The organism is Streptomyces sp. NPDC096310, from assembly GCF_044763125.1.
GTDB lineage: Bacteria > Actinomycetota > Actinomycetes > Streptomycetales > Streptomycetaceae > Streptomyces.
On sequence record NZ_JBIWFO010000007.1, the window covers coordinates 97,538 to 123,226 of the forward strand.

The following is a 25,689-nucleotide window of genomic DNA, read 5'->3' on the forward strand; positions in this document are numbered from 1 at the left end:
GGCCGGGGGGGGTGGGGTGCGGGGGCCCGTTCGGGTGGGGGGGGGGGGGCGGCGGGGGGGGGCGCCGCGGCCCCCCCCCAACCGGTTTCCGCCGCCGCGCCCGCTTCTCAGTGGGCGGTGCCCGTCTCCGCGCCCGACTCCGCGTCGCCCGAGGCCGGGGCGGAGTTCGAGACGGTGTCGGACGGGGTCCCCGGGGCCTCCTCGCCCGCCGCACCGGCGCCGGGAGCCCCGGGCGACGACGAACCGCCGGGGGTGGCGGACGGCGAGGAGCTGGGGCCGACGCCCTTGAAGTAGCTGTCCGACGGGAAGACGAAGGCACGCAGCGCGACCTCGCCGGTCTTGCTGAAGGAGAAGACGACCTTCTGCGCGTCGCCGTTCTTCGCGGCCTCGCGGCCGTTCTCGATCACGGCGGAGGCGTTGCCCGAGCCGCCGAGCTGGAGCGAGCCGAGCGCCGGAACGGTGACCGGCCCCGACCCCTTGGCGGGCGCGAGCTTCACCGTGGCGCTGGTGCCCGGGAGCTTCACCGAGTCGAGGGTCTGCGCGCTCGTGTCGCTGTTGAAGACGGTGCCGGTGACGACGGCGGGACCCTCCGCGCCGGCCTCGGGCTGCGTGACCACCGTGATGTTCTGGAGGCTGATCTTGTCGACGGACGTGGCGGCGTTGTCCGGCTTGACGCCGAGAGTCTGCGCGTTGTTGCCGGCGCCGCACGCGGTGAGCGGGGCAAGCGAGAACACGAGGGCAGTGGCGGCGAGGGCGCCGCGTCGAAGGCTGCGGCTCACGGCGGCGGCATCTCCTAGGACGTACGGACGGAGGGCTGGGGGACACGGTGGTGCGGGGTACTGCGGGTACTGCGGCGGTACGGGTACTGCGGCGGTACGGGTGCGAGAAGCGAGCCGATGACCTCAAGACGGGCCAAAGGTGCGTCGGCGCCCTCAGGTTACCGAGCCGTCCCCGGCGCCCCGCACCCGACCCGCCTCCCGGCGCCACCGGCCCGTTCCCCCGCCGGCCCCGGGGTTCCGCCGATGATCGATTGACGGTCGATCTTCACCGCGTTTCGCGCGCCGTTCACATAAATCCGGTGATCAATTATCCGGACCGCCCCGCATTCCTTACGAATACCGTGGCACGCGCGGCCGTGATCGAATTCGGATTCCCGCGCACTTCCGTCGTACTTGTGTCGTACCCACGCCACACTTCCGTTCGTACGGGTGACCGGCATCCGAACGCGGAGCGGGAAGTTCCGCTGCCGGAATCCGGCAAAACGGGACGTTAGTCCTCCCTGGAGGGGGTCGCGCGCCACGTAACGTGGGCGTTTCCGCGCCCCCGCGCAGCGGCTCCGACCTGCGAATACCCCCTTCCGGAAGCCGTCCGCAGCACGTTCCTGGCGCTGTTGTCAAGCCCCGAGATGCGCCCTGACCTGCGAAAACGCCATTCAGAAGAAGCCATTCTCGTGTTACCCTGGATAGCCACGGAAGGGGTACCTGTCACATGACGTTCAAGGTTGGCGACACCGTGGTCTATCCCCATCACGGGGCCGCGCTGATCGAGGCCATCGAAACTCGCCAGATCAAAGGCGTGGACAAGACCTACTTGGTGCTCAAGGTCGCCCAGGGCGACTTGACGGTGCGTGTACCGGCGGACAATGCGGAGTTCGTCGGCGTGCGCGATGTGGTCGGTCAGGACGGGCTGGACCGGGTCTTCGAGGTGCTCAGGGCGCCGTATGCGGAAGAGCCGACGAACTGGTCCCGTCGCTACAAGGCAAATCTTGAGAAGCTCGCCTCCGGCGACGTCATCAAGGTCGCGGAAGTCGTCCGGGACCTGTGGCGCCGGGAGCGCGAGCGCGGACTCTCCGCGGGTGAGAAGCGCATGCTCGCCAAGGCGCGGCAGATTCTTGTCAGCGAGCTGGCTCTCGCGGAGAACACGAATGAAGACAAGGCCGAGGCTCTGCTCGACGAGGTCCTCGCGTCCTGAACTGAACGCGACGCACGCAGCACGCGCGATGTGAAGTGAAGCAGTGAATGCCGCGGTGCCCGCTGGCCGGCTTTTGGGGGAAAGCCGAGTCGTCGGGCACTGCGGCATGCCCGTATCGTGTCGCGACATGCTCATGCCCACATCCGCGCGCTTCATGCCCGCGCGTTTCACATCTTGTGCTGCTGCCCATGCGCGTGTCTCTGCCCACGTGCGTGTCTCTGCCCACGTGCCCCTGGATGTGTGGAATGCCGGATGTGTGGATGTCGCGTCGCGCTTCATGCGCGGCGCGTCGTGCGTTCGTACGTCCGACGCCGAGGCCCCCGAGTGGCCGGTGCGGCGATCGTCTCGACCCTGGTCACGGAAGGGTCGGGTCAAGGCGTCCCGCCCGGCTCGCTGAGCCCCTACCCATGTCGGCCGCGGAAACAAACCTGCTGGAACAAAGCCAGAACAAACCCGCCGGAGTGCATGCGATGTCTGAGGAACCCCGCCCCCACCGCACCGCCGCGGTGATCCCCGCCGCAGGCCGGGGCGTACGGCTCGGTCCAGGCGCCCCCAAGGCGCTGCGCGCGCTGGGCGGCACACCGATGCTGATCCACGCCGTCCGCGCGATGGCGGCCTCGCGCGCCGTCTCGCTCGTCGTCGTGGTCGCACCGCCGGACGGCGCGTCCGAGGTGAAGAACCTCCTCGACGCCCACGCCCTGCCCGAGCGCACCGACTACCTCGTCGTACCCGGCGGCGAGACCCGCCAGGAGTCCGTACGGCTCGGCATCGACGCCCTGCCCGAGGCCATCACCAGCGTGCTCGTCCACGACGCGGCCCGCCCGCTCGTCCCGGTCGAGACCGTGGACGCCGTGGTCGAGGCGGTACGGGACGGTGCCCCCGCCGTCGTCCCCGCGCTGCCGCTGGCCGACACCGTCAAGCAGGTCGAACCACGGGAGAAGGGCGAGCCGGAACCCGTCGTCGCCACCCCCGAGCGGTCCCTGCTGCGCGCCGTACAGACCCCGCAGGGCTTCGACCGCGCCACGCTGGAGCGCGCGCACCGGACGGTGCCCCGGGTGGGCGAGGGCGCGACGGACTGCGCCGGTATGGTCGAGCGGCTCGGCGCGCCCGTGGTGGTCGTGCCGGGACACGAGGAGGCGTTCAAGGTGACCAGGCCGCTGGATCTGGTGCTGGCCGAGGCGGTTCTCGCCCGCAGGAGGCTCACCGATGGCTTCTGAGCGCCCTGAAGGAACCCACCCCGCGCCGATGCCGCTGCCGCGGGTCGGTATCGGCACCGACATCCACGCCTTCGAGGAGGGCCGCGAACTGTGGTGCGCGGGCCTGCTCTGGGAGGGCGAGGGCCCCGGACTGGCCGGCCACTCCGACGCGGACGTGGTCGCGCACGCGGCCTGCAACGCGCTCTTCTCCGCCGCCGGCCTCGGCGACCTCGGCGCGCACTTCGGCACGGGCCGCCCCGAGTGGTCCGGAGCGCCCGGCGTCACCCTCCTCAAGGAGGCGGCCAGGATCGTCCGCGCGGAGGGCTTCGCGATCGGCAATGTCGCCGTCCAGGTCGTCGGGGCGCGGCCGAAGATCGGCAAGCGCCGGGACGAGGCGCAGCAGGTGCTCTCCGAGGCGGTCGGCGCGCCGGTCGCGGTCTCCGCCGCCACCTCGGACGGTCTGGGCTTCACCGGGCGCGGTGAGGGGCTGGCGGCGATCGCCACGGCGCTGGTGGTCCGTACGGCCCCGGCGGGCTGAGGCCCGTACCGCCCCGGCGTGGCCCCGTACCGGCGAGGCCACCGTGGCCCCGTACCGCCGAGGTACGCCGCGGGCCCGGGAACGTACAGGCCCGGGAACGCGTCCGGCCGGAGCACCGTCCGGCCGGAGCCGCGGTACCGAACCGCGCGAAATACCGGCGGGAGCGAGCGGGTTGGGCGATGATCGTTCGGTATTCATCCACCGCACGGCAGCAGCACGAAGCAGGAAGGCAGCCATGACAGCCGCACTCTCCGATGGCCTCAAGCAGCTCCTCGACACCCCCGTCTTCGTCAACATCGCCACCATCCAGCCCGACGGAAGCCCGCAGGTGTCACCTGTATGGGTGAAGCGGGACGGGGAAGACGTCCTGATCTCCACCACGGTCGACCGCCAGAAGGAGAAGAACCTGCGCCGCGACCCCCGGGTCACCGTCGTCGTGCAGCCCGCCGACGCCCCGTACACCTACGCGGAGATCCGGGGCACGGCCGCGCTCACCACCGAGGGCGGCCAGGAGCTGATCGACGAGCTGTCCGTGAAGTACACGGGCAAGCGGTACGCCGAGTTCAACCCGAGCGCCGGGGACGACGACACGCGGGTCGTCGTCCGCATCACGCCCCGCAAGGTCGTCGGCAGTCTCTGAACCGCCGCGGACCCGGCCGCCCCGACCTCCGGGGCCCGGCGCATGACCGACGTCATCAATGTCACGCTTCGGTGTCCCCGTGGCCCAAAGGGTCGCGGGGCACTGCCCCGGGCGCACTACCCTTGTCGCGTGACTATTCGGCTGTACGACACCGGCGCCCGGCAGATCCGTGACTTCACCCCGATCGCCCCGGGCTGCGTCTCGATCTACCTGTGTGGTGCCACCGTGCAGGCCGCCCCGCACATCGGGCACATCCGGTCGGGACTGAACTTCGACATCATGCGCCGCTGGTTCGAGCACCGCGGCTACGACGTGACGTTCATCCGTAACGTCACGGACATCGACGACAAGATCATCGCCAAGTCGGCGGACCAGGGCCGCCCGTGGTGGTCCATCGGCTACGAGAACGAGCGCTCCTTCAACTCCGGTTACGACGTGCTCGGCTGCCTGCCGCCCACGTACGAGCCGCGCGCGACCGGCCACATCACCGAGATGATCGAGATGATGCGCGGTCTGATCGAGCGCGGTCACGCGTACGAGGCCGACGGCAACGTCTACTTCGACGTCCGGTCCTTCCCCGGCTATCTGGAGCTGTCCAACCAGGACCTGGACGATCTGCGCCAGCCCTCCGGCGAGGGCGAGACCGGCAAGCGCGACCAGCGCGACTTCGCGATGTGGAAGGCCGCCAAACTCGGCGAGCCCTCCTGGGAGACGCCCTGGGGCCGCGGCCGGCCCGGCTGGCACCTGGAGTGCTCGGCGATGGCCCACAAGTACCTGGGCTCCGCCTTCGACATCCACGGCGGCGGACTCGACCTGATCTTCCCGCACCACGAGAACGAGATCGCGCAGGCCAAGGCGTACGGCGACGAGTTCGCCCGCTACTGGGTGCACAACGCCTGGGTCACCATGAGCGGCGAGAAGATGTCGAAGTCGCTCGGCAACTCGGTGCTGGTCTCCGAGATGGTCAAGAACTGGCGCCCCATCGTGCTCCGCTACTACCTCGGCACCCCGCACTACCGTTCGATGATCGAGTACAGCGAGGAGGCCCTGCGCGAGGCCGAGTCCGCGTTCGCGCGGATCGAGGGCTTCGTCCAGCGGGTCACCGAGAAAGCGGGGAAGTCCGTCGCCGCCGCGGACGAGGTGCCGCCCGCCTTCGCCGAGGCCATGGACGACGACCTGGGCGTCCCGCAGGCCCTCGCGATCGTCCACACCACCGTCCGCCAGGGCAACTCCGCGCTCGCCGCCGACGACAAGGAAGCGGCCGTCGCCCGGCTCGCGGAGGTACGGGCCATGCTCGGCGTCCTCGGCCTCGACCCGCTCGACCCGCAGTGGGCCGGCGAGACCGACCGCGGCGCGGAGCTGCACGGCGTCGTGGACACGCTCGTACGGCTCGTGCTGGAGCAGCGCGAGGCGGCGCGGGGCCGCAAGGACTGGGGCACGGCGGACGCGATCCGCGATCAGCTCCAGCAGACCGGACTGGTCATCGAGGACGGGCCCACGGGTCCGCGGTGGACCCTGGGACCGCGCTGACCTGCTGAAGTGTGCCGCCCGGTGGTCCGGGCGGCACACTTACGTACCCTGACATAAAACGTATGAACGCCGCGCGACCGAAGCGCCGCGTAGCCGCGTAACGAAAGCAATGAAACAGGTAGGTCATGGCCGGGAACAGCCAGCGCAGGAACCGCCGTACGTCCAACAAGAAGGGCGCGCAGGTCGGCAGCGGTGGCAAGCGACGCCGCGGCCTGGAAGGGAAGGGCCCGACACCGCCCGCGTCCGCGCGCAAGGGTCATGTCCAGAACCGCGTCGCCAACGCCAAGGCCAAGCAGACGGCCCGCCGCCAGGTCGCCCGGCGCGGCGGCAAGGGCACCAGCGAGATGGTCGTCGGCCGTAACCCGGTCTTCGAGGCGCTGCGCGACGGCGTGCCCGCCTCGATGCTCTACGTACAGCAGTTCATCGACAACGACGAGCGCGTCCGCGAGGCGCTCCAGCTCGCGGCGGACCGCGGCGGCATCCACCTCATGGAGGCCCCCAAGCCCGAGCTGGACCGGATGACGAACGGCCTCAACCACCAGGGGCTCGTCCTCCAGGTCCCGCCGTACGAGTACGCGCACCCGGAGGACCTGTCGGCCGCCGCCTTCGACGAGGGCGCGGACCCGTTGATCGTCGCGCTCGACGGCGTGACGGACCCGCGCAACCTCGGCGCCGTCGTCCGCTCCGTCTCCGCCTTCGGCGGCCACGGCGTCGTCGTACCGGAGCGGCGCGCCGCCGGGATGACCGCCGGTGCCTGGAAGTCCTCGGCGGGTACGGCGGCCCGTACGCCGGTCGCCCGCTGCACCAACCTCACCCGCACGCTGGAGGCGTACCAGAAGGCCGGTCTCACGGTCGTCGGTCTCGCGGCGGACGGCGAGGCGGAGGTCGGCGACCTCGCGGCGCTCGGCGGCCCGGTCGTGATCGTGATCGGCAGCGAGGGCAAGGGCCTGTCGCGGCTGGTGGGGGAGACGTGCGACATCCGCGTACGGATCCCGATGCCGGGCGGCGCGGAGTCGCTGAACGCGGGTGTCGCGGCGGGTGTGGTGCTGTACGAGGCGGCGCGGCACCGCGCCTGAGACGGGCCACGGGGAGGGTGCGCGGGCGGTCCGGGAGCATCCCCGCACCACTCCCGCACCATCCCCGCGTCACCCCCGTGAGGTCCCTCTTCCCGCCTCCGTACCGTCCCCCGAACGGCCCCGCTTGATGATCTTGACGGGTCTCGGACATATCGCGCGCGTCAAGGCAGTGTCCTAAACACAAGTCACTCGGTTAGATGAGTGTGGACACCAGAACGCCCCGGCCCGGGTTCGACGATCAGCCCCCGCTGAGCATGCTCAAGGTGGACTGCGATCCCGCGCAGGTCATCGTGAACCACGCCAGCTTCCGGGTGAAGCTCGCAACGCCTCAGCGCCCCAGCCCCCTGCGTATCCCCGCACTGGGCGGCGCGGCGGCCGCCACCGGCGGCAGGGCGCCACGGAGGCGGGCGCCCGTCGTCTGGAGCGGGAAGTCGGCGCCGGGCGACCCCGGGGCGACCGGGCTCCTCCAGGCCGTACGGAACTCCGCCCCGGTACCCGCGGGCGGGGCCCGAAGCCCCGGAAGACGGTACGAAGCCGGCGCCACGCAGGTCATCCCCCGGCCCGGCCTAGGCTCCGACACCGAGACGACGATGCCGACCCCCGTCGTCGGCGGCCCCCGTACGGAGGCCACACCGCTGCTGCCGCCCATGCGCCAGGCGGTCGGCGCGTACGACCTGCCCGAGCGGGGAACGGGCGCGGGCCCCGGAGCGTACGCCCGCCACCGTGGCCGCGGCGCCGACGGGGCAGACAGGGCCGAGCGGGACGACTTCGCGGACTTCGACGACTTCGACGACGACCTCGGATACGGCCCCGACGAGGGACCGCGCCTCCAGCGCCACGGCAACGACTCCGTCCGGCACGCCTACTACCCCGGCCGCCGGATGAACCTCGGCGTGGTGCTGCTCCCGCTCCGCGTCTTCCTCGGCTTCATCTCCATCTACGCCGGCATGGGCAAGCTCTGCGACCCCGTCTACTTCGACGGCGGCGAGCGCGGCTCCATGGTCAAGTGGCTCAGCTCGCTGCACCCGTGGGCGCTGGCGGAACCCCTGCGCGACTTCGCGCTCTCGCACCCGGTCGGCGCGGGGCTCAGCGTCGCCTTCCTCCAGATCGTGGTCGGCGTCCTGACCGTCCTCGGCCTCTGGCAGCGGGTCGCCGCCTCCGTCGGGACGCTGCTGTCGGCGACGCTGCTGCTGACGGTGAGCTGGCGGACCGTACCGGCGTACGACGCGCCCGACATCATCTATCTGGCCGCCTGGTCCCCGCTGATCATCGCGGGCGCGCCCGTCTACTCCGTCGACGGGCGGCTGGCGAGCGAGGCGTGGCGCACGCTCGGACCGCGCTCCGAACTCTGGGACCTGCGACGGCGCGTGCTGCGCAGGGGCACGATCGTGGCGAGCGTCGTCATCGGACTGACGCTGCTGATCGGCTCGGTGCTGGGCGGGGCCGTACGCTCCTCCGACCTGGTGCGGGTGCCGGGGCCGGGCGTCGACCCGGTCAACCAGCTCCCGGGTGTACCGCTGCCGCAGCGGCAGCGCGCCACGAGCGGCGCGTCCGGCTCCCCGGAGAGCGGGGGCGCCACCAGCGGTACGTCCTCGGCGCCCTCGGCGACCCGCTCGGGCAGCCCGTCCGCGCCGCAGTCGGAACCGGGCGCCGGTACGACGCCGGAGAGCGGCGGCGCGACCACCGGAGCCGGTACGGGGGCGGGCACCGGCCAGATGAACGGGCGACAGCAGCAGCCCAGCCAGACCCAGGGCACGGTCCAGCAGCCGCCTCGGACGGCCGACCAGGCCCCGCCGCCCTCCAGCAGCCAGGGACCGTCCTCCACGGGCGGTACGGGCGACGGGAGCGGCGGAGGCGGCGGCGACGGGGGCGCGCCCGCCACCGGCTCCTCCGGGGGCTCCTCAGGGGGCGGCGGAAACCGTAACCCCATCGGCGGACTCCTCGGCTGACGCCGCCACCGCGCCCGCTCTCGCCCGCTCCCCGACAAGGGGCGGCCACCCGGACCACGGGTCGGCCGCCCCTTCCTTCGTGCTCTTCTGCCGGTGAGAGGCTCAGCGCGCCCCGCCGGCCAGCTCCTTCGCGGCCTCCGTGAGGTCCTTCGCGGTGTCGATGGCGCGCCAGTACGCCCCGTGCGGCAGCGGGAAGCCCGCGAGACGGCGCTCCCGGGCCAGCCGGGGGAACGTGGTCCGCTCATGGTCGCCGCGGTCCGGCAGCAGCTCGTGGAAGCCCGCGGAGAACACGTACACCCCCGCGTTGATCAGATACGGCGAGGGCGGGGACTCGATGAAGTCGAGGACATGGCCGAACTCGTCGGTCTCGACGGCTCCCCAGGGGATCCGCGGCCGGGCGAGCGCGAGGGTGGCCGTCGCGTCGCGCTCGAAGTGGAAGGCGGCCATCTCGCGCAGCGAGAAGCGCGTCCAGATGTCGCCGTTGGTGGCGTACCAGGGCCGGCCGGGGTCGGGCAGCCCGGCGGCGGCGTGCTTGAGGCCGCCGCCGCGCCCCAGGGGCTCCTCCTCCACCACGGTGGTGACCCGCAGCGGGAGATCGGCGGAGTCCAGCCACTCCTGGAGGACCTCGGCGAGATGGCCGCACGAGACGACGGCATCGGTCACGCCCTCGGCGGCGAGCCAGGCGAGCTGATGGCCGATGATCGGGGTCCCGGTTCCCGGGATCTCGACCATCGGCTTGGGGCGGTCGTCGGTGTACGGCCGCAGCCGCGACCCCTGGCCGCCCGCGAGCACCACGGCCTGTGTCGGATACGTATGCATGCCGTGAACGATAGGCGGGGCGGTCGGGCGGCACGCGGTCAGGGAGCGGGGCGGCCGGTGTCCGGGGGATCAGCTCCCCGCGGCCTGCTCGGAGACGCCGTACGCGAAGGATGTGTCGCACACGGGGCGGGAGAACGACTGCGCGCGCCCCGGTCCGTACGTGGCGACTGCGGCGCGTCCGAGGGCGCGGGCGATCGACACGCAGTGCCGCGCGAGCGAGGGGCGCTCCTCGACCTGCCGCTGAAGGTGCGTCAGGGCGATCCCCGGATCCTTCTCCTGAAGCTCCACGAGGAGCTGGTCGCGCAGAACGTCCTGGGGGGTACGGGACTTGGCCCGGACCGAGGCGGTGTCCGAGGAGGCCGTCAGGACCTGCGACTCGGTGGTGGTGGTCGCCCACGGAACACGGGCGACCGCGAGGGTCCCGGAGAGCACCAGGACGACGGGCAGTACGAATGCGAGAGTTCGGCCGATACGGCGGGCTGTGTGGGTCACGCAGGCGAGCGTAGCGGTCAGTGATGATTTGGCGACATTTAGTCACTCACTTGAGGGACGGTTCGATCGGTTTTTTCGAATCGGAGGTTGACGGGCTCCATCCGAAATGGCCCCTATGGAGCGGTATTTGCGACAGGGCGACAGAATACGCGGACGGCCCCGCACCGGAGTACGGGGCCGTGCGGACGAATTCGGGCGGGAGTCCGGCGCGGGCGCGCCGAACTCCTCCCTTCGTGGTACGGGATCGGGCGGGGTCAGTCGGTGAGGCGCTCGCCCGTGGAGGTCGAGAAGACGTGCGTCTCGCCGGCGCGCGGCACGACGTGCAGCTTGGCGCCCTTGTCCGGCACGGCACGGCCGTTGACGCGGACGACGACCTCCTTGGACTCGCCGCCGACCTCGGCGGTGCCGTACACGTAACCGTCGGCGCCCAGCTCCTCGACGACGTTGACGGTCACGGCGAGACCGGCCGGGGCGTCCTTCGAGAGCGCGCCCGCGGTGCCGCCCTCCTCGACGATGTCGAAGTGCTCGGGACGGACGCCGACCGTGACGGTCTTGTCGCCCTTCTCCGAAGCGGCGGAGAGCGCCTCGCGGGAGACCGGCACGACGCTGTTGCCGAACTTCACACCGCCGTCGGTGATCGGCACCTCGACCAGGTTCATGGCGGGGGAGCCGATGAAGCCGGCGACGAAGAGGTTGTTGGGCCGGTCGTACATGTTGCGCGGCGAGTCGACCTGCTGGAGCAGCCCGTCCTTGAGAACCGCCACCCGGTCACCCATGGTCATGGCCTCGACCTGGTCGTGGGTCACGTACACGGTGGTGATGCCGAGGCGCCGCTGGAGCGAGGCGATCTGCGTACGGGTGGAGACACGGAGCTTGGCGTCGAGGTTCGACAGCGGCTCGTCCATGAGGAACACCTGGGGCTCCCGCACGATGGCCCGCCCCATCGCGACACGCTGCCGCTGACCACCGGAGAGCGCCTTCGGCTTGCGGTCCAGGTACTCGCTGAGGTCGAGGATCTTCGCGGCCTCCTCGACCTTCTTGCGGATGTCCGCCTTGTTCACACCGGCGATCTTGAGCGCGAAGCCCATGTTGTCGGCGACGCTCATGTGCGGGTAGAGCGCGTAGTTCTGGAACACCATCGCGATGTCGCGGTCCTTCGGCGGCAGGTGCGTGACGTCACGCTCGCCGATCCGGATGGCGCCACCATTGACGTCCTCAAGACCCGCGAGCATGCGCAGGGAGGTCGACTTGCCGCAACCGGAGGGACCGACGAGGACGAGGAACTCGCCATCCTCGATCTCGATCTCCAACTGGTCCACGGCGGGCTTCGTGGAGCCCGGGTAGACGCGGGTTGCCTTGTCGAACGAGACAGTAGCCATGGCGATGTGTCCCCTCACCGGCAGGAACGTGCCGGACGATCCGAGTAAAGGAATGGGTCCCCCGCCGAAGAGCGGCGGAAGATGGGTCTAGTCCACCTGGGTGAACTTCAGGTGACGCTACCCGGCCTTCGGCGATCTGTCAGCCCTCCTGCACGCAGCAAATTCCGGCGGACGGGTGATCGGCTCCGGTTACACTTCTCGGACGCGCCTCCTTAGCTCAGCTGGCCAGAGCAACGCACTTGTAATGCGTAGGTCGTCGGTTCGAATCCGACAGGGGGCTCCGCGAAACCCCAGGTCACATAGCCCGTGACCTGGGCTTTTTCCTTTGTGACGGTGGATCATGGAGGGTGGTTCGGCCTGCGGAGGATGACCTGCGTGAGCGATGCGTGAGCGGAGGGCCGGCGAGTCCTACGCCGCGTGCTTCGTCCGCTTGGGCTTCTTCGGGTTCTTCTTGGCGCGCTGGGCCTTCTTCCGGGCCTTCTCCGCCTTTCGGGCGATCTTCTCTGCCTCGGCCTTGCGCTGGAGCGGGACCAGCTTGGCGGTGGCCTCCGCACCGAGCTGCCACATCCACGTTACGGAGAGCTCTTCCGGCTCGAATGAAGCCGGAGCTCAAGCCCCTCATCAGCGGTCCGTCGATGCCTTCGGGCCCGGTGACACCCCCCCCGGATCATCAACAACAGGCGGGGGAAGTCATGCCGGACCCGAAGGCCGGAGGCCCCGTTGCGGAGCCACGAAAAAGGTGACGGAGGGGGCAGCAAGCCATGCCCTGAGTGCGAGGGAGAGAGCGCTCAACGATCGTGGCATACGAGCCCATCGGACTACTCGCAGAACCAAGTGAGTCGGCAAGCGCACAGGCAGCACCGCCTCCGAAGGAGCCGACCCGAGCCGAGCTGGAACGACGAGTCAAGGCCCTGGAGGAGAACGAACGCCTCCGTCAAGCCCCGCGGCTGAATGCGACCCTGGGCCGATCGGTTGCCTCCTCAGGGATCACGGAGATCTCTTGCCGCCTCCACGCGGGGTAGCGTTTCCATGAGGTCGACGGAGAGGACGCTCGCAACCATGCCGATGCCCGCCGGTACCCCCGAACCCACAGCCCCGCGCGGGCTCATCCTGGACTTCGCCGGAGTGCTGACCGCCGATCCCCGGCCGACCCACCGCCTGTGGGCCGAGTCCGAGGGCTTGCACGCGGAGGCGTGGCGGGCCACCCTCAACGACACCGCCGACGGGCGGCGCCTGTACGCGGCGCTGGAGCTCGGGCAGCTCGGGCAGGTCGAGTGGAATGCGCGGACGGCCGCTCTGCTCGGTACGGACGTCGATCCGGTGAACCTGATGGGCCGCGCGTGGTCCAAGGTGCCGGCGGCGGCTCGCATGGCGGCCCTCGCCCGCGCGGCGAAGGAGGCGGGCTACCGGCTCGCCCTCCTGTCGAACAGCTTCGGCCTGGACCCCTTCAACCCGTACGAGCACGTCGGCATCTGGGACCTCTTCGACGTGCACGTCATCTCCGAAGCGGTCGGCCTGGCGAAGCCGGACCCCGCGATCTACCAACTCACCCTGGACCGCCTTGGTCTTCCCGGAACGGTGTGCGTGTTCGTCGACGACCATCCGGTCAACCTTCCGCCCGCCGAGGCCCTGGGAATCACCACTGTCCTCGCGGTGGACGAGGACAAGGCGGTATCCGAGCTGGAGAGCCTGCTCGGGGTGACGGCGGCCGTTCCCGTACAGGGCTGATTTCGGCCGCCGCGTCGGATCCGGGTCGGACGCGGGGTGTCGGCCGCGCGTCAGGAGTCGGTACGGTCCACTCCTGGCGGACCGGAAGAGGATATGGCTGGCATGCAATGGTCGGAGTACACCACCGCCGAGAGGCTCAAAGCGCTCCGCAACGGCACGACGCAGGAGCAGTTGGCCGAAGCCGCCGAGGTGTCGGTCGGCGTCGTGCGGAAGCTGGAGCGCGGCGGCACCGCCTCCCTCCCCTCCCTGCTGGCCATCGCCTCCGCGCTCGGCACCGACATCGCCGTGCTCTTCGGGCAGCAGGAGCCCCGCCGTTCGATGGACCGCGACGAGCGGGCGGCCCTGCGCACGCTCTCGGCCGCGACCCACGACGCCGCCATCGGCTTCTCCTCCGACGCCGAACCTGGGACGGTCGACGAACTCCGAGCCGTCGTCCAGCACGCCGACGCGGCCTACTGGTCGGGGCGGTACACGGAGCTGGGCGCTCTGCTCGGCGCGCTGTTACCCGAGGCCCGCGCACGGTACGACGGTGCGGCCGCACACGAGAAGTCGGCGGCGGCCGGCGTACTGGCCGACACCTTCCAGACCGCCGGCATGGCCGCGAACGTATGGGGCTCGCGGGACCTCGCCTACGCGGCCCTCACCTACGGCCGCCAGATCGCCGTACAGGCGGGCGATGACCTGCGCGACGCGCATCTCGCGGCCACCACGTCCTGGGTCAACCTCCGTGACGGGCGGACGGCACTGGGCTTCTTGCTGGCCGCCGCCCAGGCCGAGCGGATCGAGCCGAAGATGTCGGAGCACGATCCCGACCGTCTCTCCGTGTACGGGCAGCTCGTCACGAACGCAGCCGTGGCAGCCTCGCGCGGCGGGTCCTCGCCGGAGACAGCCCGGGAGTACCTGTCGCAGGCGCATGCCGTCGGCGCTCGTCTCGGTGGCGAACACGCTCGCGGAGAGCACGCCCAGCCCTACGGGCCGCTCTACGCCGCCACTCAGGCCATGAGTATCGCGGTCGCTCTCGGCGATACTCCGGGAGCCCTGCGGCTGATGGACACGGTCAGGCTCGACGACACCGTCCCTCTGGCCACGCGAGCCCGCTACGGCCTGGACATCGCCTTGACCCATGTGGAGTGCCGGCGCTGGGAACGGGCCGCAGACACCCTCGAAGCCGTCTGCGCGATGGCCCCCGGCTGGGTTCAGCACCAGATGCTGCCTGGAGTGATCATCTCCCGCCTGGCCGGGCTGCCGGTCAGCCGGTTGCGCGGTCTGGCTCACGCGGCGAAGGTGCCGCTGGGCGTCCGCTGACCGCCGAGCTGTACGCCGGAAAGCGCTGACTGCCACGCCCCGTAGCAGCGGCGACGGCAGCGGCTGAAACGGCTGCCACGCTCCGTAGCACAGGCCCTCGACGCCGACCGCGTGTGCCGCCACGTGGCATGGCAGCGTGCCGCCCACGCGTCTCTCCCGCAGCCACGAGGCGTGCCTGTCACGCGCCGACCGCCGCCGCCACGCTGGGGGACATGCCGAACACCCCGCTTCGCGGCCTCGGGCAAGCCCCGGTCGCCGTCTACTCCTGTGCCGCCAGCCTGCCCCTCGCGAGCGACGCCGAGCGTCGAGCGCGCGACTACGCCGATGCTCGGCACTGGCTCGTGGCCGGTGTCTGGACCGACGACGACCCGTCCGTACTCCTCGGTGACCGACCGGGCTGGTCGGCCGTGACGGGAGCGCTGTCATCCGGCCTGATCCGCGGGATCGTCGTCGCCGCCGCTTCCCACGTCTCGCTGGACTTGGCGCACTTCGCCGCCCTCGGTGTCTTGGTCCGCGACCGCGGAGGCTTCCTCGCGGAGGCGACGGCCGAGTCACCGCGCCGCACGCCCGGTCAGCATGAGCGTCGTCGGGCGCTCTTCGAGGCCGCAGCCGGATGGATCCCGTACGGCCGCGTCGTCCCTGCGACGCCGTGGTGACCGGCCAACGCGCCGAGGTCGGCGACGTCGTCGAGGACGCCCAGGGCCAGCGGGCGATCGTCACCGACATCCGCCGGAACGAGACCTGGGTCCTGAGACCGCGATGGGGACCGACGACAGTGCAGTGGGAGACCACCGAACCCGACTCTCTCCGGGTCGTCCAATCCCGCGCCGCTCGCTTCAGCAGCGGACAGGACGCCTGGTGAGAGGCCACCGAACCGACGTCGCAGGACCCGTCGCACGGGACGGACGGATGCGCCCGGTCGACCGATTCGGCCACCAGCCCCCTGTCATCGCCCGCAGCTCCGCTCCCGCTCGAAAGGAGGCCCACTCATGTACGCGTTCGGCCTGTGCATCGACCGGAACTACCTCACCCCCGGCCTCGTGACGGTCGCCGCGCTGGCGGACAGCCTCACCCCCAGCGCCCGCCGGGGTACCGCCCTGCGCGTCCTCACCCTCGACCTCGCACCCGCGCACGTCGTCCTGCTCGCCCACCTCGCCAAGCGCGCCGGCTTCGGGTCCTTCGACGCCGCCCGTCGCTCGCCCCTGCGCACTTCGCGGATGGCCGACACCGCGTACATCTCGCTCACGACCTACCTGCGGTTCGAGTTCACGCCCGCCTTCGTCCGCCGCCCGTACCTGATCTACGTGGACGCCGACACGCTCGTACGGGGAGATCTGACCGCTCCCCTCCACGGCCTGCACCAGGGGGAGATCGGCGCGGTGCGCGACGAGTTCAACCCGGCCGTAGGAGCATCCCCCGCCCTGCCCGGAGCCGCCGAGCGCTGGCCCCACCTCAAGGCCGGCCCTACTACAACGCCGGTCTCCTGTGGGCCCGTACCTCAGAATTGGCCGTCCTCCGCGCCGGAGTCCGACGCGCCCTGTCCGAGTACCGCGAGCACATCCTGCACAACGACCAGGACGCCCTGAACCTCTGGCTCCTGCACCACGGGCGCGTCCGCGAAGCGGACCCGAAGTACAACCGGTTCGAGGTCGGCCGGTTCCTCGAACGAGGCGACTGGGTCCGCCGTGTCGTCACCCGCCCTCTTTGCCCGGATCCGGACGCCGCAGTCGTCCATTTCGTCGGCCCCGAGAAGCCCTGGCAGCCGGAGTGCCCAGCGACGGACGACGTCCGCGAGTACCGGGCGCTCCTGGGCCGCACGATGCGGCACGTCCGCGCTCTCGGCGCGGCCCACCCCGAGCCGACGGGAATGCGATGACCAGGCCGCCGACTATGGTCTCCCACGCCTGCGCCACTCTCCTTGGTGTGCCCGCCGACTCGGCGGAGCGGCTGAAGGCCGACTCGCGCAGCGCTGTGTACCGGACCGCACTGCGCGACGGCCGCCCGGTGGTCGTGAAGCTCTACGCGTCCACGGCCATGCGCAACGCCTTCACCGAGGCGACGGTGATCAGGGCTGCCGCAGCAGTCGTACCCGTTCCCGGGGTACTCGGCCGCGGCACCGTCTCCGACGAGGGGGCGACGGCCCTCGTCAGGGGATCCAACTGTCGCCACTTGGCGGATCTCGGGTAAAGCGTCCTTCTGGGTAGGCGTGCCGGATGGCATGTTGTAGCAGTTGTTGCATGGCGGAGCCCCGATCCGGGGTGACAGTGGGCCTTCTTCAGGAAAGGGTGCTCAGCCAGTCCGGCTGAGCACGGTGGAGTGCGTTCACGCCCTTGGTCATACGGTGTCTCCCCAGGGCGATGTGGACCGGGCTGGCCATCTAGCCGAATGCCGCATCGGTGAGGTCCGGTCCCCGCCCGCCGATGATGTCGGGAGTCTTGAGCCCGTGCCCCTCCGCTCGACCGTAGTACGTCGGCTCGCCGGGCTCCGCCTCGACTCCGAGCACGTGGATGAGCTCTTGCAGGGCTGACGCGAGCCGTGGCGCGTTGGCAGCATGGATGGCCGGATGGGGCTCGCCCCGGAAATCACACAGACCCCATATGTCATGGTGGACGGACAGTTCGGCCGAAGGGCCGATCTCGTCGGGTGACACCATGAGTTCGACCAGGCGGTACTCTCTCTGGCGCGTTCCGCTCGCGTCGAACCACGCGCCGGATCCCCGCACAAGGATTCCGCCCATCTCCGCCTGCGGATGGCCGATCGGCCGGCAGGCGCGGAGTTCATCGGGCAATGTTGGATCGTCGAGCGAACGCCTGACAAGGTTCAGGCGGCTATGGATACCGAGGCCGCCCTTTCCGGCCTGGAACCAGTTCCAATCAAGCGCGTCCGGCTCCAGCAGAGCGTGCTTCTGGAGCACCGCACTCATGCGCCCAGCGGTGCTGAGCGCGGACTCCAGACCAGGCTCTACCACGTCGTCCAGGTCCCAGAACCACGAGCCGCACTCTCTCGGCGCGCGCATCAGCATCCCCATCGAACTTCCTTGCCTAAGCGGCCCGTAGGAACACGACCGTGCGAGTGCCCGCGACGGGCGTGACTCAGCCCGCACCGCCTGCGTTCCCTGCGGACCTACGCTGCCGGCCATGAGCGAGATCAAGTACAGCCATGTGTGGGGGCCGGTGAACCGCCCCGAGGCTTACCTTCGGAAGGACCGGGGGCGTTACGGCGGAGCGACAGCCGAAGGAGCTCGGGGAGCCGGCTGCTTGCTGCCCACCTGGCCGCCACGGCGAGCGGAGCTGGTGCGACCGGTCCGTGCAGGTTTGTGGTTGTCCCGACGATCACAAGAGGGCGGAGTGCACACGCGTCGCCAGGACCCAGAACTCCCAGGCCTCGCGGGGTGCGGTGTTATGCGTCGAACTCGCCACGCCAGGCGAAGTCGAGGAGCGCCTCGGGGAGGTAGTCGGACTCGATGTCGAGCGGGAGGTTGTTGGCCTTGGCCAGGCAGGCTATTGCCAGCGGAGCGAGGGCCACGATCCCGTGGATGTGGAGGGCGCGGTCCTCGTTCGCGGTCCAGTACTCCTTGTGCCAGCGGACGGCGTCGGCCAGGGCCTCGTTGAAGCCGGCCACGTCGTTGCGCAGGTAGCGGTAGAGCAGCATGATCGGTGGGTAATGGAGTTTGGTCATGGTCTCCGCGTCGAGGACGCGGGCCTGCTCGGGGGCGCTCAGGTCGACGGCGCGCACCAGGTGGGTGCGCAGGTCGTCGCGGTGGAGCCAGAAGCTCTGGAGGGTCTCCACCCAGGCGTAGGTGTACTCGTCCAGCGTGCCGCCGAAGTCGCGCAGCAGGGACACCGGGATCCGCGCCAGCATGTCGAGGCGGGCTGCTTCACGGCAGATGATCGCGAGGTAGAAGGCGTCGAGCCAGGTGCTCGCGTTGAGGTAGGTCTGCGGCCCGGTGGTGGCGAGGTGGCGCTCCTCCTCGCGGATCTTGCAGGTGACCGTTTCCCCTTCGGGAGCGACGGCGGCGAAGACAGCCGAATGCGTCTGCATGGACAGCAGCCAGGACTCCCAGGTCTCCAGCATCACGGAGCCGGGGTCCCCGACAGAGCGGACCAGAGCGACGTTCAGCGACTCCATGACCGCGCCCGACCTGGAACGGTGGGAAGTCTCGATCCCCTCCAGCGCATCGGACAGCGACTCCTCCATGACGGGAACCACCGCCGCCATCGCGTCCTTCGGATAATCCTGGCGCAGCACGATCACGGACACTGTCTCCTTTGTCAGATCTTGTAGAATTCACCGATACTGTGCACCCCAGCTCGATCGAATTCCATTATCGCCACCAAGGTGGCGTGCTGTCCGCTTGTTATTCGCGATGCCAGTCGCGAATAACATTTCCCTGCTCGTCCCAGGTCGTCTCGTCCCGCAGGCTGTAGATGTCGTCGTCGAAGAATTGCCGCGACTTCAGGACTCCATTGGCATGCCATTCCCTGAACTCGCCCCTGGGCATGCCCTTTCGCACCGTTCCCAGCGACTTCCGGGAACCATCCGGGTGCCACCCCTGTGACAAGCCGTCTCGAACACCTTCGGTGTAGACGTCAAGATAGACCATCTGCTCGTCTCTGTACTCGACAACCTCACCGGTGAACAGTTCGCCCTGGTACAGCATCCGCTGCCCCATATCTGTATCAACATCTGGATCATCGATGTCGATGCGATGTACTGAGTCCATCAGGGATCCCACGCGGTCGCCTTATGTGGGGAATTCGCCGCACCAGTTGCCGGTGAGGAGGGCGGCGGGCAGGTATTCGGACTCGACCTCGATCGGGATGCCCTCGTTCCGGGCGAAGCAGGCCATGGCGAGCGGAGCGAGGGCGACGAGACCCGAGACCCGGGCCGCCCGGCCCTCGTCGGTCCAGTACTCCTTGTGCCACTCCAGGGCTGCGGCGAGAGCACGATCGAAACCGGCGTGGTCCCCGCGAATGACGCGGTGGAACATCTCCATCGGCGGATACATCAGCTTGCTCGCGGCTTCCGGATGAGTGGTGACTGCCGGGTCCGTGCCGTCGATCGCGGCCACCAGCTTCGCACTGAGGCCGTCACCACCGAACCAGTAGGTTTGCAGCGCGTCGATCCAGGCGTACTCGAACGGGTCGAAGTGCGCGTCGTTGTCCCTGAGCAGCGACAGCGGCACTCGGCACAGGGCCGTGATCCTGTCCCGCTCCCGGCACACCACGGCCAGGTAGAACGCCGTCAGCCAGGTGCCCGGTGTCACGTACTGCTGCGGGCCGGTGGCCTGGAGCGTACGGTCTTCGTGCGCTATCCGGCACCGCACCTGTTCCTCCGGCGTGGTCGCGGCGGCGAAGACGGCCGAACCGACCTGCATGGCGTTCACCCAGGCGTCCCACGTGGGAAAGATCGCCCCCCGCGGATCCGTCAGGCAGTGCACCTTGGCCACCAGGAGCGTGGTGTCCAAGGCTTCGCCCAGACCGGTCGAGTCCGCCTCCAGACCACCGATCCACCCTTCCGCGCTCTCCTTGAGCGCGGTGAGCGCTACTTCCGCGTTCTCCGTGGGGAATGGGTGGCGTGGGATGACCGAAACCAAGGCGTTTCTCCTTAGAAGAGCTCGCAGTATTTGAGTACAGCTCCAGCATACTCACCGGTGTTTTCGGAGGCCTGGACGAGGACGTAACGCAGCGTCTTGTTCTTGATGGCGTCCTCGATCTCCTTGATGTACTTGGCCTCGCCCGGTGATTCGGCGATGCGATCCTTCATGTCGGCCACGATGGTGCGGACGTAATCGAGGCTTCCCTGCTTCACCATGTAGGTACCGCCGCTGGGATGATTATTGCTTTGGCGCCATTCCAAGGTTCCCTTGGGGCTCTTGGCCTCGACGATGATGAGGTTGCCGTCCTTGTCACGCCAGAGCTGGTCGAACCTCTTCGAACCGTTCGCTGTCTCCGGCAGGTCGGTCAGCTCGTAAGCTCCTTCGAACTCCACCTGCCGGAGTATGTGTCGACGGGCGGCTTCCTCGCCGAGGGCCTCACCGAGCTTGCTGTTGTTCGCAGCGCCCTCACTGATCGCGTTGAAGTTCTCCTGCGCGTGGGCCAACATTTCGGCGTTGTCGAAGCTCGGGTTCTGCTCGAAGGCCTTCTCCCACTTGGTCAGCTCCATGCCGGCCATGCGCCTGGCCGCGACCCCGTCCAGGTGCGTGAGGTCCTCGGGCGCGACGGTGGACCGGCCCCTTTCCAAGGTGTCGAGGTGGAACCCGCCCGGGTGCGCGTACGGAATGGAGGACGCGGCCATCCAGCCGCCGCCCGGCTTCTCGACCAGTATGGGCAGGAGCTGGCCATCGACCAGTGCCTCCGCGCTGTTCCGTTTGCCGAGCCCCCACTTGTCGTAGTGCTCGGCACGCCAGATGGGGTCCTCGTTCGCCAGCCGGACGTGTTCACGGGTGATCGCCGTGCTTTCTGCGGGCGTTCGATCATTGGCTGGAACCTCACGGGCAGCCTCGTACTCCGCTTGGTGGGCTGCGCGGGTCGCCTCGTCAAGGGGTGCCGAGGGCGAAGGGCCGTCGGGGACGGCACCGCCCGTACCACCGGGACCGTCCGGGTGACCACCGCCTGTGCCGGGGCCGTCCGGGTGGAAGCCGCCTGCGGACGGGCCGTCAGGTCGGCCGACCGGGGACAGATCGTCGGGGCGGGAGTTGCCCCGGGGGGTGTTGTCCAGGTCGTTGCGCGGCGCCCCGTCCGGTGCGTGGCCGCCCGGGGTGTGGTCGCCCGCGCGCCCCGAGGGGGTGGTGTCGAAGCCGCCCCCGTGGGCGCCGTTGTCCACCGCGCCTACCGGGTCGGAGATGTCGCTGCCGACGCGGATGACGTCGTCGGCGCCTCGGCCGCCGACTCCCGCCAGGACCGGGGCCTCCTGGCGGGCAGGGGTCTCCGTTCTGGGGGTGTTCGCGTTCTCGTCGAGCTTCGGGGACGGTTCCGGCCTGGCCTCGTCGGCCTTCTGGTAGAGGCTGCCGTCCTCCTTGTAGAGGTTGCCCGCCTCGTCGGCGTACTTCGCGGGGCCGTCGAAGGGCAGCTTGACCGTGCCCGGGGGCAGGGAGGCGGTGCCCTCGGGGAGCCTGATGGTGTCGTCGTAGACCTTGACGGCCCCCGCGGGGATCGGGGTGTCCTTGGGCAGCCGAATCGTTCCGTCAGGCAGTTCCATGGCGCCCTCGGGCAGGCTGAACGCACCCTCGTCGATCCTGGGAATCTCGAACTTTCCCATGCCCTTCAGACCGGCCATCACATCACCGATCTTCGAGATACCGGCCCCGGCACCCTTGAACACGTATGTCATCGGATCGATCGCGCGACCCGTCTTGCCCGCAAGGGAAATCGCCTTCGCCGCGAGCCCGGCCTTGCCCGCGCCCGCCGCCGCACCACCGGCGCCGCCGGTGAACACCGTCGTCAACACGTTGAACGTGACCGCACCCGCCGCGCGGGAAGGGTTCGAACCCCACTGATCCCACGCGACAAGCGCCTTGCCGGTCTCCTTCATCGCCGTTCGCGAATCACGGATCCATGGCGGCAGATCCTTGTCGTCCGCCATCCAGAACGCCACCGCCGCGGGCGACGCGGTGATCACCAGACCCGTCGCGAGCTTCCCCAGCCCCGTCCACGCCTGCCCCGCCGCGTCCCAGCCGTCGAAGCCGACCAGCGTCCCCAGGCCCTTGACCGTGCCCCACACGCCGTCGACGATCAGGCCCTTGCCGAAGTCCCAGGCGTGCTCCCACACCTGCCACGCCGGAACCGACTCCTCCACCGCGTCGCCCCACGGCAGGGACTTCGCCTGCTTGAGCGCCTCGGCGTCGTAGCCGTACATGTTCTTGGCGTTGGAGCCGTCGTTCACCTTCAGCGGGGTACCGCACACCAGTGCCACGATCTTGTCGTGCGCGCTGCGCTCGGACGCCTGGAACTGCGCCCACACCTCGGCGATCTTGTTACGGCGCTCAAGGTTCTCGTCGATGAGATCGCCGTCCTCGATCCAGTCCTCGTCACGCGAGACCTTCGACCGGAACGACGCCGCCTCCGCCTTCAGCTCCTCCAGCTTCTTCACCAGAGGCCGGATCTCCTGCGAGTACGTGCCCAGGGCCCCCGCGATGGTGCACATGTCGCCACTGAACGACAGCGTGATGTCCGCGACCGGCTTGGTCACCGCGAACAACTGCTCCGCCTCGGGGGCCTGGTAATACGCCGACATCCCGCCGAACGTCGTATGGACCGACGAGCCGGCGTTCGCCAACGCGCCGCCGTCCGCCGAAAGCGCCGTCACCTTCTCGTCCAGTACCGACAACTGCCCCGTGAACACGGGGACTTCGGCGGGATCGACCGGTGCGTTGCTCACTTGGCGCCTCCCGGGGCGTCCTTCAGCAGGTCCAGGCGCACGCTCTTCGCCGCGTCCTGGGCCTCCTTGGCCGCGTCCAGGTCACCTTGGAGGTACTCGTTCGTCGCCTTGGCCGCGCCCAGGAGCGAGGCCTGGATGCGGTCCACCACGGACTTGAGGTCCGTCTGCCTCTTCTCCAGGTACTGGCTGAGCGCGGCGCCCACCGGGCCCGTGCTGCCCCGTTGCGACAACGGCACCTGCCCCGTCGGCACCGGCCCCTGCATGGTGGGTGAGGGCACCGTGGCCGCCGACCCCGGAATCGCCGTACCAGCCGCGTACGCGGCCTCCGACATGTCCGACATCAGCTTGTTCAATGCCTTTTCCAGATCACCCGCCCGCTCACCGGTGAGCTTGAGCTGGCTCTGCACACCCTGTGGCTTGATGTCCCACGACGTCATAGCTCCCCCGAAGCTCCGACAACCCACTCAGCCGATGTTGTCGACCGCGGCCCTGGCCCGCGCCAGCGTCTGCTGCGCCGTCGCGTCGTTCTTCTCCAGCGTCGTCTTGAGCAGCCGGATGATGTTCTTCACCTCTTGCGAGGCGTTCTTCCACCGCAGTTCCTTGGCGTGGTAGTCGTCCGCCACGCCGTCTGCCGCGAAGTCCGACATCGCCGCGCTCACCTGCGCCTCGCGCGCCGCGATCACCTGCTCCAACTGGCCGATGACCACTTGGATGTTGCTCTGTGCCTCGGTCGACGCACCCGCGTCGTAGGACCGACGGTCCGTGTCACCGGCCATCACACAACACACTCCCCGTGTGGTTGAAAGGTCTGAAGAGGGTCAGCGGCCGGAGAACCGGGCCGCGTCGAAGTTGCCCGCGCCCATCTGCGTGCGCGCGTTGTCGCCCTGCTCCTGGTCACCCGACCCGAAGGCCTGCTCCATGCCGGACTGGCCGCCCAGGATGGCCGCCAGTGAGGCGTTCAGTTCCTTCGTGATCCCGTCCGAGCGCAGCTTGAACGAGTCGAACGCGACCTTGCCCTGGCCGTTGAACTTGCCCTCCAGGGGCTGCGCCGCGTTGATCAACTGCTGGATCAGCGTGCCCAGGTCGGTACTTGAGGTCCGCGACCCCGACATCAGGCTCGTCAGAACCTGCGTCCCCATGTCGAACTTCATTCCACTCCCCCGTCTACTCGCCGATCGTAAGTATGTTCATTTTTATCAACTCATATGGCTGACACAGTCGGCAACCGAGTAGCTGTGACGAAGGCCTGACAAACCCGCAGACCGGTCACTCGCCCTTCAGGTGCCGCATCAACCGCTCGAAGTCGCTCCACCCCGAAAGGTCCGAAGGCTCCCCCGGGAACGGGTAGTACAGCGCCGGGCGGGCCTTCGGTCCCAGTGTGACCGGTGGCACTGACAGTGGCGTGCGCCGTGCGCGGTCGCCCGGCATCGCCCGGACCTCCTCGGAGCCCAGGACGAACGCCAACGGCACACCGGGGCCCTCGAAGCGGGCCGGCACCGCCAGGTCACGGCGGGCTTTGCGGAGCTGTACGAGCATGGAGCGCAGGGGGTGGCGGGTGGCGAGCGCCTCCGCGAGCCTCGGCAGCGCGTCCACCGGCGGCTCCTCGTGGGCCCCGTAGCCGAACGCGAGCGTGACGTCCTCCTCCACACCCGCCTTCGTACGGGTCACCCGGACGCCGGCGATGCCCGGCCGCGCCGGGTTCCCGACCACCGCGAACCAGCTGGGCTCGGGCGACCGCCCGTGGGCGACATCGGTCAACCGCGCCGGGGACCAGGGCAGGTTGGCGGGCTCGGCGGTCGCCCAGCCGGCCGGTGCCTCGCCGGTGAGCTCTCGCCAGACCGTCTCCAGGGCGCCGCCGAGGACCAGCCGGTCGTCGGCGGGGTGCACCGTCCGGAAGGAGACGGCCAGTTGGCGTTCGCCGGTGTCCGCGAACTCCCGGAACGAGTCCGCGACCGGGGTGCGCGGATCGTCCTCGGTCGCGTCCGGCCGCACGACCGTCGCGAACATGCCCTCCTGCCAGCGCAGCACGGCGCCCGAGCGGCCGTCGTAGTAGCCGTCCCGTTCGTCCCGCACGACCCAGCGCGAGGGCCAGCCGGCCAGAGCGTCGCGCACGGCGGGGGTGAGGGTGCTGCCCGCCGGGCCGACGATCTGGAGTCCGCGCTCCGAGGCGGCGGCGGCCCGGAAGGCGTCCGAGAGCCAGGCCGTCATCGCGATCACGGGCCGGTCCATGATGACGACGGCGACGTGGTCGGTCAGGACGTCCACGGCGGGTTGCGCGGCGGCCGGCGCGGGGGCGATGCCCACGCCCTCGGACGGGACCACGGCCACGGAGAGCGCGGCCTCCGGCGGCCAGGCCGTGCCACCGGCCAGCGCGGCGACCCGGGCCGCGAAGGTGCCCGCCAGATGCTCGGCCTCCGGGACGCCGGTGGTGGCGCGGGCCTCGGTCCACCAGAACGGCACCGGTGGCTCCACGGCGCCGAACAGCCGCGCGGCCTCGCCGGGGACCTGCACGAGCATCGGCGCCTCGACGGCCACCAGCGGCCGGCCCCGTGCGTCGCAGAGCTGTACGACGGCGCCGTCGCCAGTGGTGTCCACCAGCTTGTCCGGGCCGCCGGAGAGCAGCCCCGCGAGCACGCTCCAGGCGTCGGGCATCCGCGGGGTCAGGGCTATGACGTCCTTGGTCATGA

At 69.9% G+C, this 25,689-nt stretch carries 28 protein-coding genes and 1 tRNA gene; 15 read left to right on the forward strand and 14 right to left on the reverse strand.

The features are described from left to right. Window positions 1-107: 107 nt before the first annotated feature. On the reverse strand, window positions 108-779 hold the full coding sequence (locus ACIQ7D_RS16580; protein ID WP_403938079.1) for a DUF461 domain-containing protein: 672 nt from the start codon (window positions 777-779) through the stop codon (window positions 108-110). 709 nt (window positions 780-1,488) lie between these two features. On the opposite strand from ACIQ7D_RS16580, the gene ACIQ7D_RS16585 reads away from it, so the two are divergent. The 7 genes from ACIQ7D_RS16585 to ACIQ7D_RS16615 all read left to right on the forward strand — a co-directional run bounded on the left by ACIQ7D_RS16585 (window position 1,489) and on the right by ACIQ7D_RS16615 (window position 8,900). Then, complete coding sequence (locus ACIQ7D_RS16585; RefSeq protein WP_003953493.1) at window positions 1,489-1,971, forward strand: CarD family transcriptional regulator; 483 nt, start codon at window positions 1,489-1,491, stop codon at window positions 1,969-1,971. A gap of 470 nt (window positions 1,972-2,441) precedes the next feature. Then, a complete protein-coding gene (gene ispD / locus ACIQ7D_RS16590; RefSeq protein ID WP_403938081.1) occupies window positions 2,442-3,188 on the forward strand; it encodes a 2-C-methyl-D-erythritol 4-phosphate cytidylyltransferase in 747 nt (248 codons plus the stop codon). Then, entirely contained in the window at window positions 3,178-3,705 is a 528-nt protein-coding gene (gene ispF / locus ACIQ7D_RS16595; protein ID WP_403938083.1) for a 2-C-methyl-D-erythritol 2,4-cyclodiphosphate synthase, read from the forward strand. The genes ispD and ispF overlap by 11 nt, the downstream gene beginning before the upstream one ends. Before the next feature lie 235 nt (window positions 3,706-3,940). Then, complete coding sequence (locus tag ACIQ7D_RS16600; protein ID WP_403938084.1) at window positions 3,941-4,345, forward strand: PPOX class F420-dependent oxidoreductase; 405 nt, start codon at window positions 3,941-3,943, stop codon at window positions 4,343-4,345. 129 nt (window positions 4,346-4,474) lie between these two features. Then, window positions 4,475-5,875, forward strand: a complete 1,401-nt coding sequence (cysS, locus tag ACIQ7D_RS16605; RefSeq protein ID WP_403938086.1) for a cysteine--tRNA ligase — start codon at window positions 4,475-4,477, stop codon at window positions 5,873-5,875. Between the two features lie 125 nt (window positions 5,876-6,000). After that, the gene (gene rlmB / locus ACIQ7D_RS16610; protein WP_403938088.1) at window positions 6,001-6,951 is read left to right on the forward strand and encodes a 23S rRNA (guanosine(2251)-2'-O)-methyltransferase RlmB; all 951 of its coding nucleotides are present in this window, start codon (window positions 6,001-6,003) and stop codon (window positions 6,949-6,951) included. 197 nt (window positions 6,952-7,148) lie between these two features. Further along, window positions 7,149-8,900 (forward strand): DoxX family protein, encoded by a 1,752-nt coding sequence (locus ACIQ7D_RS16615; protein ID WP_403938090.1) that lies wholly within the window; start codon window positions 7,149-7,151, stop codon window positions 8,898-8,900. 102 nt (window positions 8,901-9,002) lie between these two features. Here ACIQ7D_RS16615 and ACIQ7D_RS16620 read toward each other — a convergent pair whose 3' ends face one another. The 3 genes from ACIQ7D_RS16620 to ACIQ7D_RS16630 form a co-directional block, all read right to left on the reverse strand. Then, window positions 9,003-9,719, reverse strand: coding sequence for an NDP-sugar synthase (locus ACIQ7D_RS16620; protein ID WP_384999074.1), 717 nt, complete (start codon window positions 9,717-9,719; stop codon window positions 9,003-9,005). A gap of 69 nt (window positions 9,720-9,788) precedes the next feature. After that, entirely contained in the window at window positions 9,789-10,211 is a 423-nt protein-coding gene (locus ACIQ7D_RS16625; RefSeq protein ID WP_403938092.1) for a hypothetical protein, read from the reverse strand. Between the two features lie 254 nt (window positions 10,212-10,465). Continuing rightward, a complete protein-coding gene (locus ACIQ7D_RS16630; protein WP_329824843.1) occupies window positions 10,466-11,590 on the reverse strand; it encodes a sn-glycerol-3-phosphate ABC transporter ATP-binding protein UgpC in 1,125 nt (374 codons plus the stop codon). A 206-nt stretch (window positions 11,591-11,796) separates the two neighbouring features. On the opposite strand from ACIQ7D_RS16630, the gene ACIQ7D_RS16635 reads away from it, so the two are divergent. After that, window positions 11,797-11,870, forward strand: a tRNA-Thr gene (locus tag ACIQ7D_RS16635). A gap of 128 nt (window positions 11,871-11,998) precedes the next feature. On the opposite strand, the gene ACIQ7D_RS16640 is transcribed toward ACIQ7D_RS16635, so the two are convergent. Continuing rightward, complete coding sequence (locus ACIQ7D_RS16640) at window positions 11,999-12,157, reverse strand: hypothetical protein (protein ID WP_403938094.1); 159 nt, start codon at window positions 12,155-12,157, stop codon at window positions 11,999-12,001. Between the two features lie 492 nt (window positions 12,158-12,649). Between ACIQ7D_RS16640 and ACIQ7D_RS16645 the strand changes: the two genes are divergently transcribed. The 7 genes from ACIQ7D_RS16645 (at window position 12,650) to ACIQ7D_RS16675 (ending at window position 16,810) form a co-directional block, all read left to right on the forward strand. Next, entirely contained in the window at window positions 12,650-13,318 is a 669-nt protein-coding gene (locus ACIQ7D_RS16645; protein ID WP_403938096.1) for an HAD-IA family hydrolase, read from the forward strand. Window positions 13,319-13,420: 102 nt separating this feature from the next. Further along, complete coding sequence (locus ACIQ7D_RS16650; protein ID WP_403938098.1) at window positions 13,421-14,623, forward strand: helix-turn-helix domain-containing protein; 1,203 nt, start codon at window positions 13,421-13,423, stop codon at window positions 14,621-14,623. A gap of 212 nt (window positions 14,624-14,835) precedes the next feature. After that, a complete protein-coding gene (locus tag ACIQ7D_RS16655; RefSeq protein ID WP_403938100.1) occupies window positions 14,836-15,279 on the forward strand; it encodes a recombinase family protein in 444 nt (147 codons plus the stop codon). Next, window positions 15,276-15,485 (forward strand): hypothetical protein, encoded by a 210-nt coding sequence (locus ACIQ7D_RS16660; protein ID WP_403938101.1) that lies wholly within the window; start codon window positions 15,276-15,278, stop codon window positions 15,483-15,485. Before ACIQ7D_RS16655 ends, ACIQ7D_RS16660 begins: the two co-directional genes overlap by 4 nt. Window positions 15,486-15,612: 127 nt before the next feature. Next, window positions 15,613-16,209, forward strand: coding sequence for a glycosyltransferase (locus ACIQ7D_RS16665; protein ID WP_403938103.1), 597 nt, complete (start codon window positions 15,613-15,615; stop codon window positions 16,207-16,209). Then, window positions 16,128-16,499, forward strand: a complete 372-nt coding sequence (locus tag ACIQ7D_RS16670) for a glycosyltransferase (protein WP_403938104.1) — start codon at window positions 16,128-16,130, stop codon at window positions 16,497-16,499. The genes ACIQ7D_RS16665 and ACIQ7D_RS16670 overlap by 82 nt, the downstream gene beginning before the upstream one ends. A 47-nt stretch (window positions 16,500-16,546) precedes the next feature. Beyond that, on the forward strand, window positions 16,547-16,810 hold the full coding sequence (locus ACIQ7D_RS16675) for a hypothetical protein (RefSeq protein ID WP_403938105.1): 264 nt from the start codon (window positions 16,547-16,549) through the stop codon (window positions 16,808-16,810). Between the two features lie 190 nt (window positions 16,811-17,000). On the opposite strand, the gene ACIQ7D_RS16680 is transcribed toward ACIQ7D_RS16675, so the two are convergent. The 9 genes from ACIQ7D_RS16680 to ACIQ7D_RS16720 all read right to left on the reverse strand — a co-directional run bounded on the left by ACIQ7D_RS16680 (window position 17,001) and on the right by ACIQ7D_RS16720 (window position 25,687). Further along, on the reverse strand, window positions 17,001-17,645 hold the full coding sequence (locus tag ACIQ7D_RS16680) for a hypothetical protein (RefSeq protein WP_403938338.1): 645 nt from the start codon (window positions 17,643-17,645) through the stop codon (window positions 17,001-17,003). Window positions 17,646-18,022: 377 nt separating this feature from the next. Next, window positions 18,023-18,877 carry an immunity 49 family protein gene (locus tag ACIQ7D_RS16685; protein ID WP_403938106.1) on the reverse strand — a complete coding sequence of 285 codons (855 nt, stop codon included), beginning with the start codon at window positions 18,875-18,877 and terminating at the stop codon, window positions 18,023-18,025. Window positions 18,878-18,980: 103 nt separating this feature from the next. Then, a complete protein-coding gene (locus ACIQ7D_RS16690; RefSeq protein WP_403938107.1) occupies window positions 18,981-19,358 on the reverse strand; it encodes a toxin-antitoxin system YwqK family antitoxin in 378 nt (125 codons plus the stop codon). Window positions 19,359-19,367: 9 nt separating this feature from the next. After that, window positions 19,368-20,219 (reverse strand): immunity 49 family protein, encoded by an 852-nt coding sequence (locus ACIQ7D_RS16695; RefSeq protein WP_403938108.1) that lies wholly within the window; start codon window positions 20,217-20,219, stop codon window positions 19,368-19,370. An 11-nt stretch (window positions 20,220-20,230) separates the two neighbouring features. Then, window positions 20,231-23,002 carry a hypothetical protein gene (locus ACIQ7D_RS16700; protein ID WP_403938109.1) on the reverse strand — a complete coding sequence of 924 codons (2,772 nt, stop codon included), beginning with the start codon at window positions 23,000-23,002 and terminating at the stop codon, window positions 20,231-20,233. Beyond that, window positions 22,999-23,439 carry a DUF6507 family protein gene (locus ACIQ7D_RS16705; protein ID WP_403938110.1) on the reverse strand — a complete coding sequence of 147 codons (441 nt, stop codon included), beginning with the start codon at window positions 23,437-23,439 and terminating at the stop codon, window positions 22,999-23,001. The genes ACIQ7D_RS16700 and ACIQ7D_RS16705 overlap by 4 nt, the downstream gene beginning before the upstream one ends. Window positions 23,440-23,466: 27 nt before the next feature. After that, the gene (locus tag ACIQ7D_RS16710; protein WP_384999040.1) at window positions 23,467-23,778 is read right to left on the reverse strand and encodes a pore-forming ESAT-6 family protein; all 312 of its coding nucleotides are present in this window, start codon (window positions 23,776-23,778) and stop codon (window positions 23,467-23,469) included. A 42-nt stretch (window positions 23,779-23,820) separates the two neighbouring features. Next, a complete protein-coding gene (locus ACIQ7D_RS16715; protein ID WP_403938112.1) occupies window positions 23,821-24,153 on the reverse strand; it encodes a hypothetical protein in 333 nt (110 codons plus the stop codon). A 115-nt stretch (window positions 24,154-24,268) separates the two neighbouring features. After that, window positions 24,269-25,687 carry a DUF6177 family protein gene (locus ACIQ7D_RS16720; protein ID WP_403938114.1) on the reverse strand — a complete coding sequence of 473 codons (1,419 nt, stop codon included), beginning with the start codon at window positions 25,685-25,687 and terminating at the stop codon, window positions 24,269-24,271. Between the last annotated feature and the right edge of the window lie 2 nt (window positions 25,688-25,689).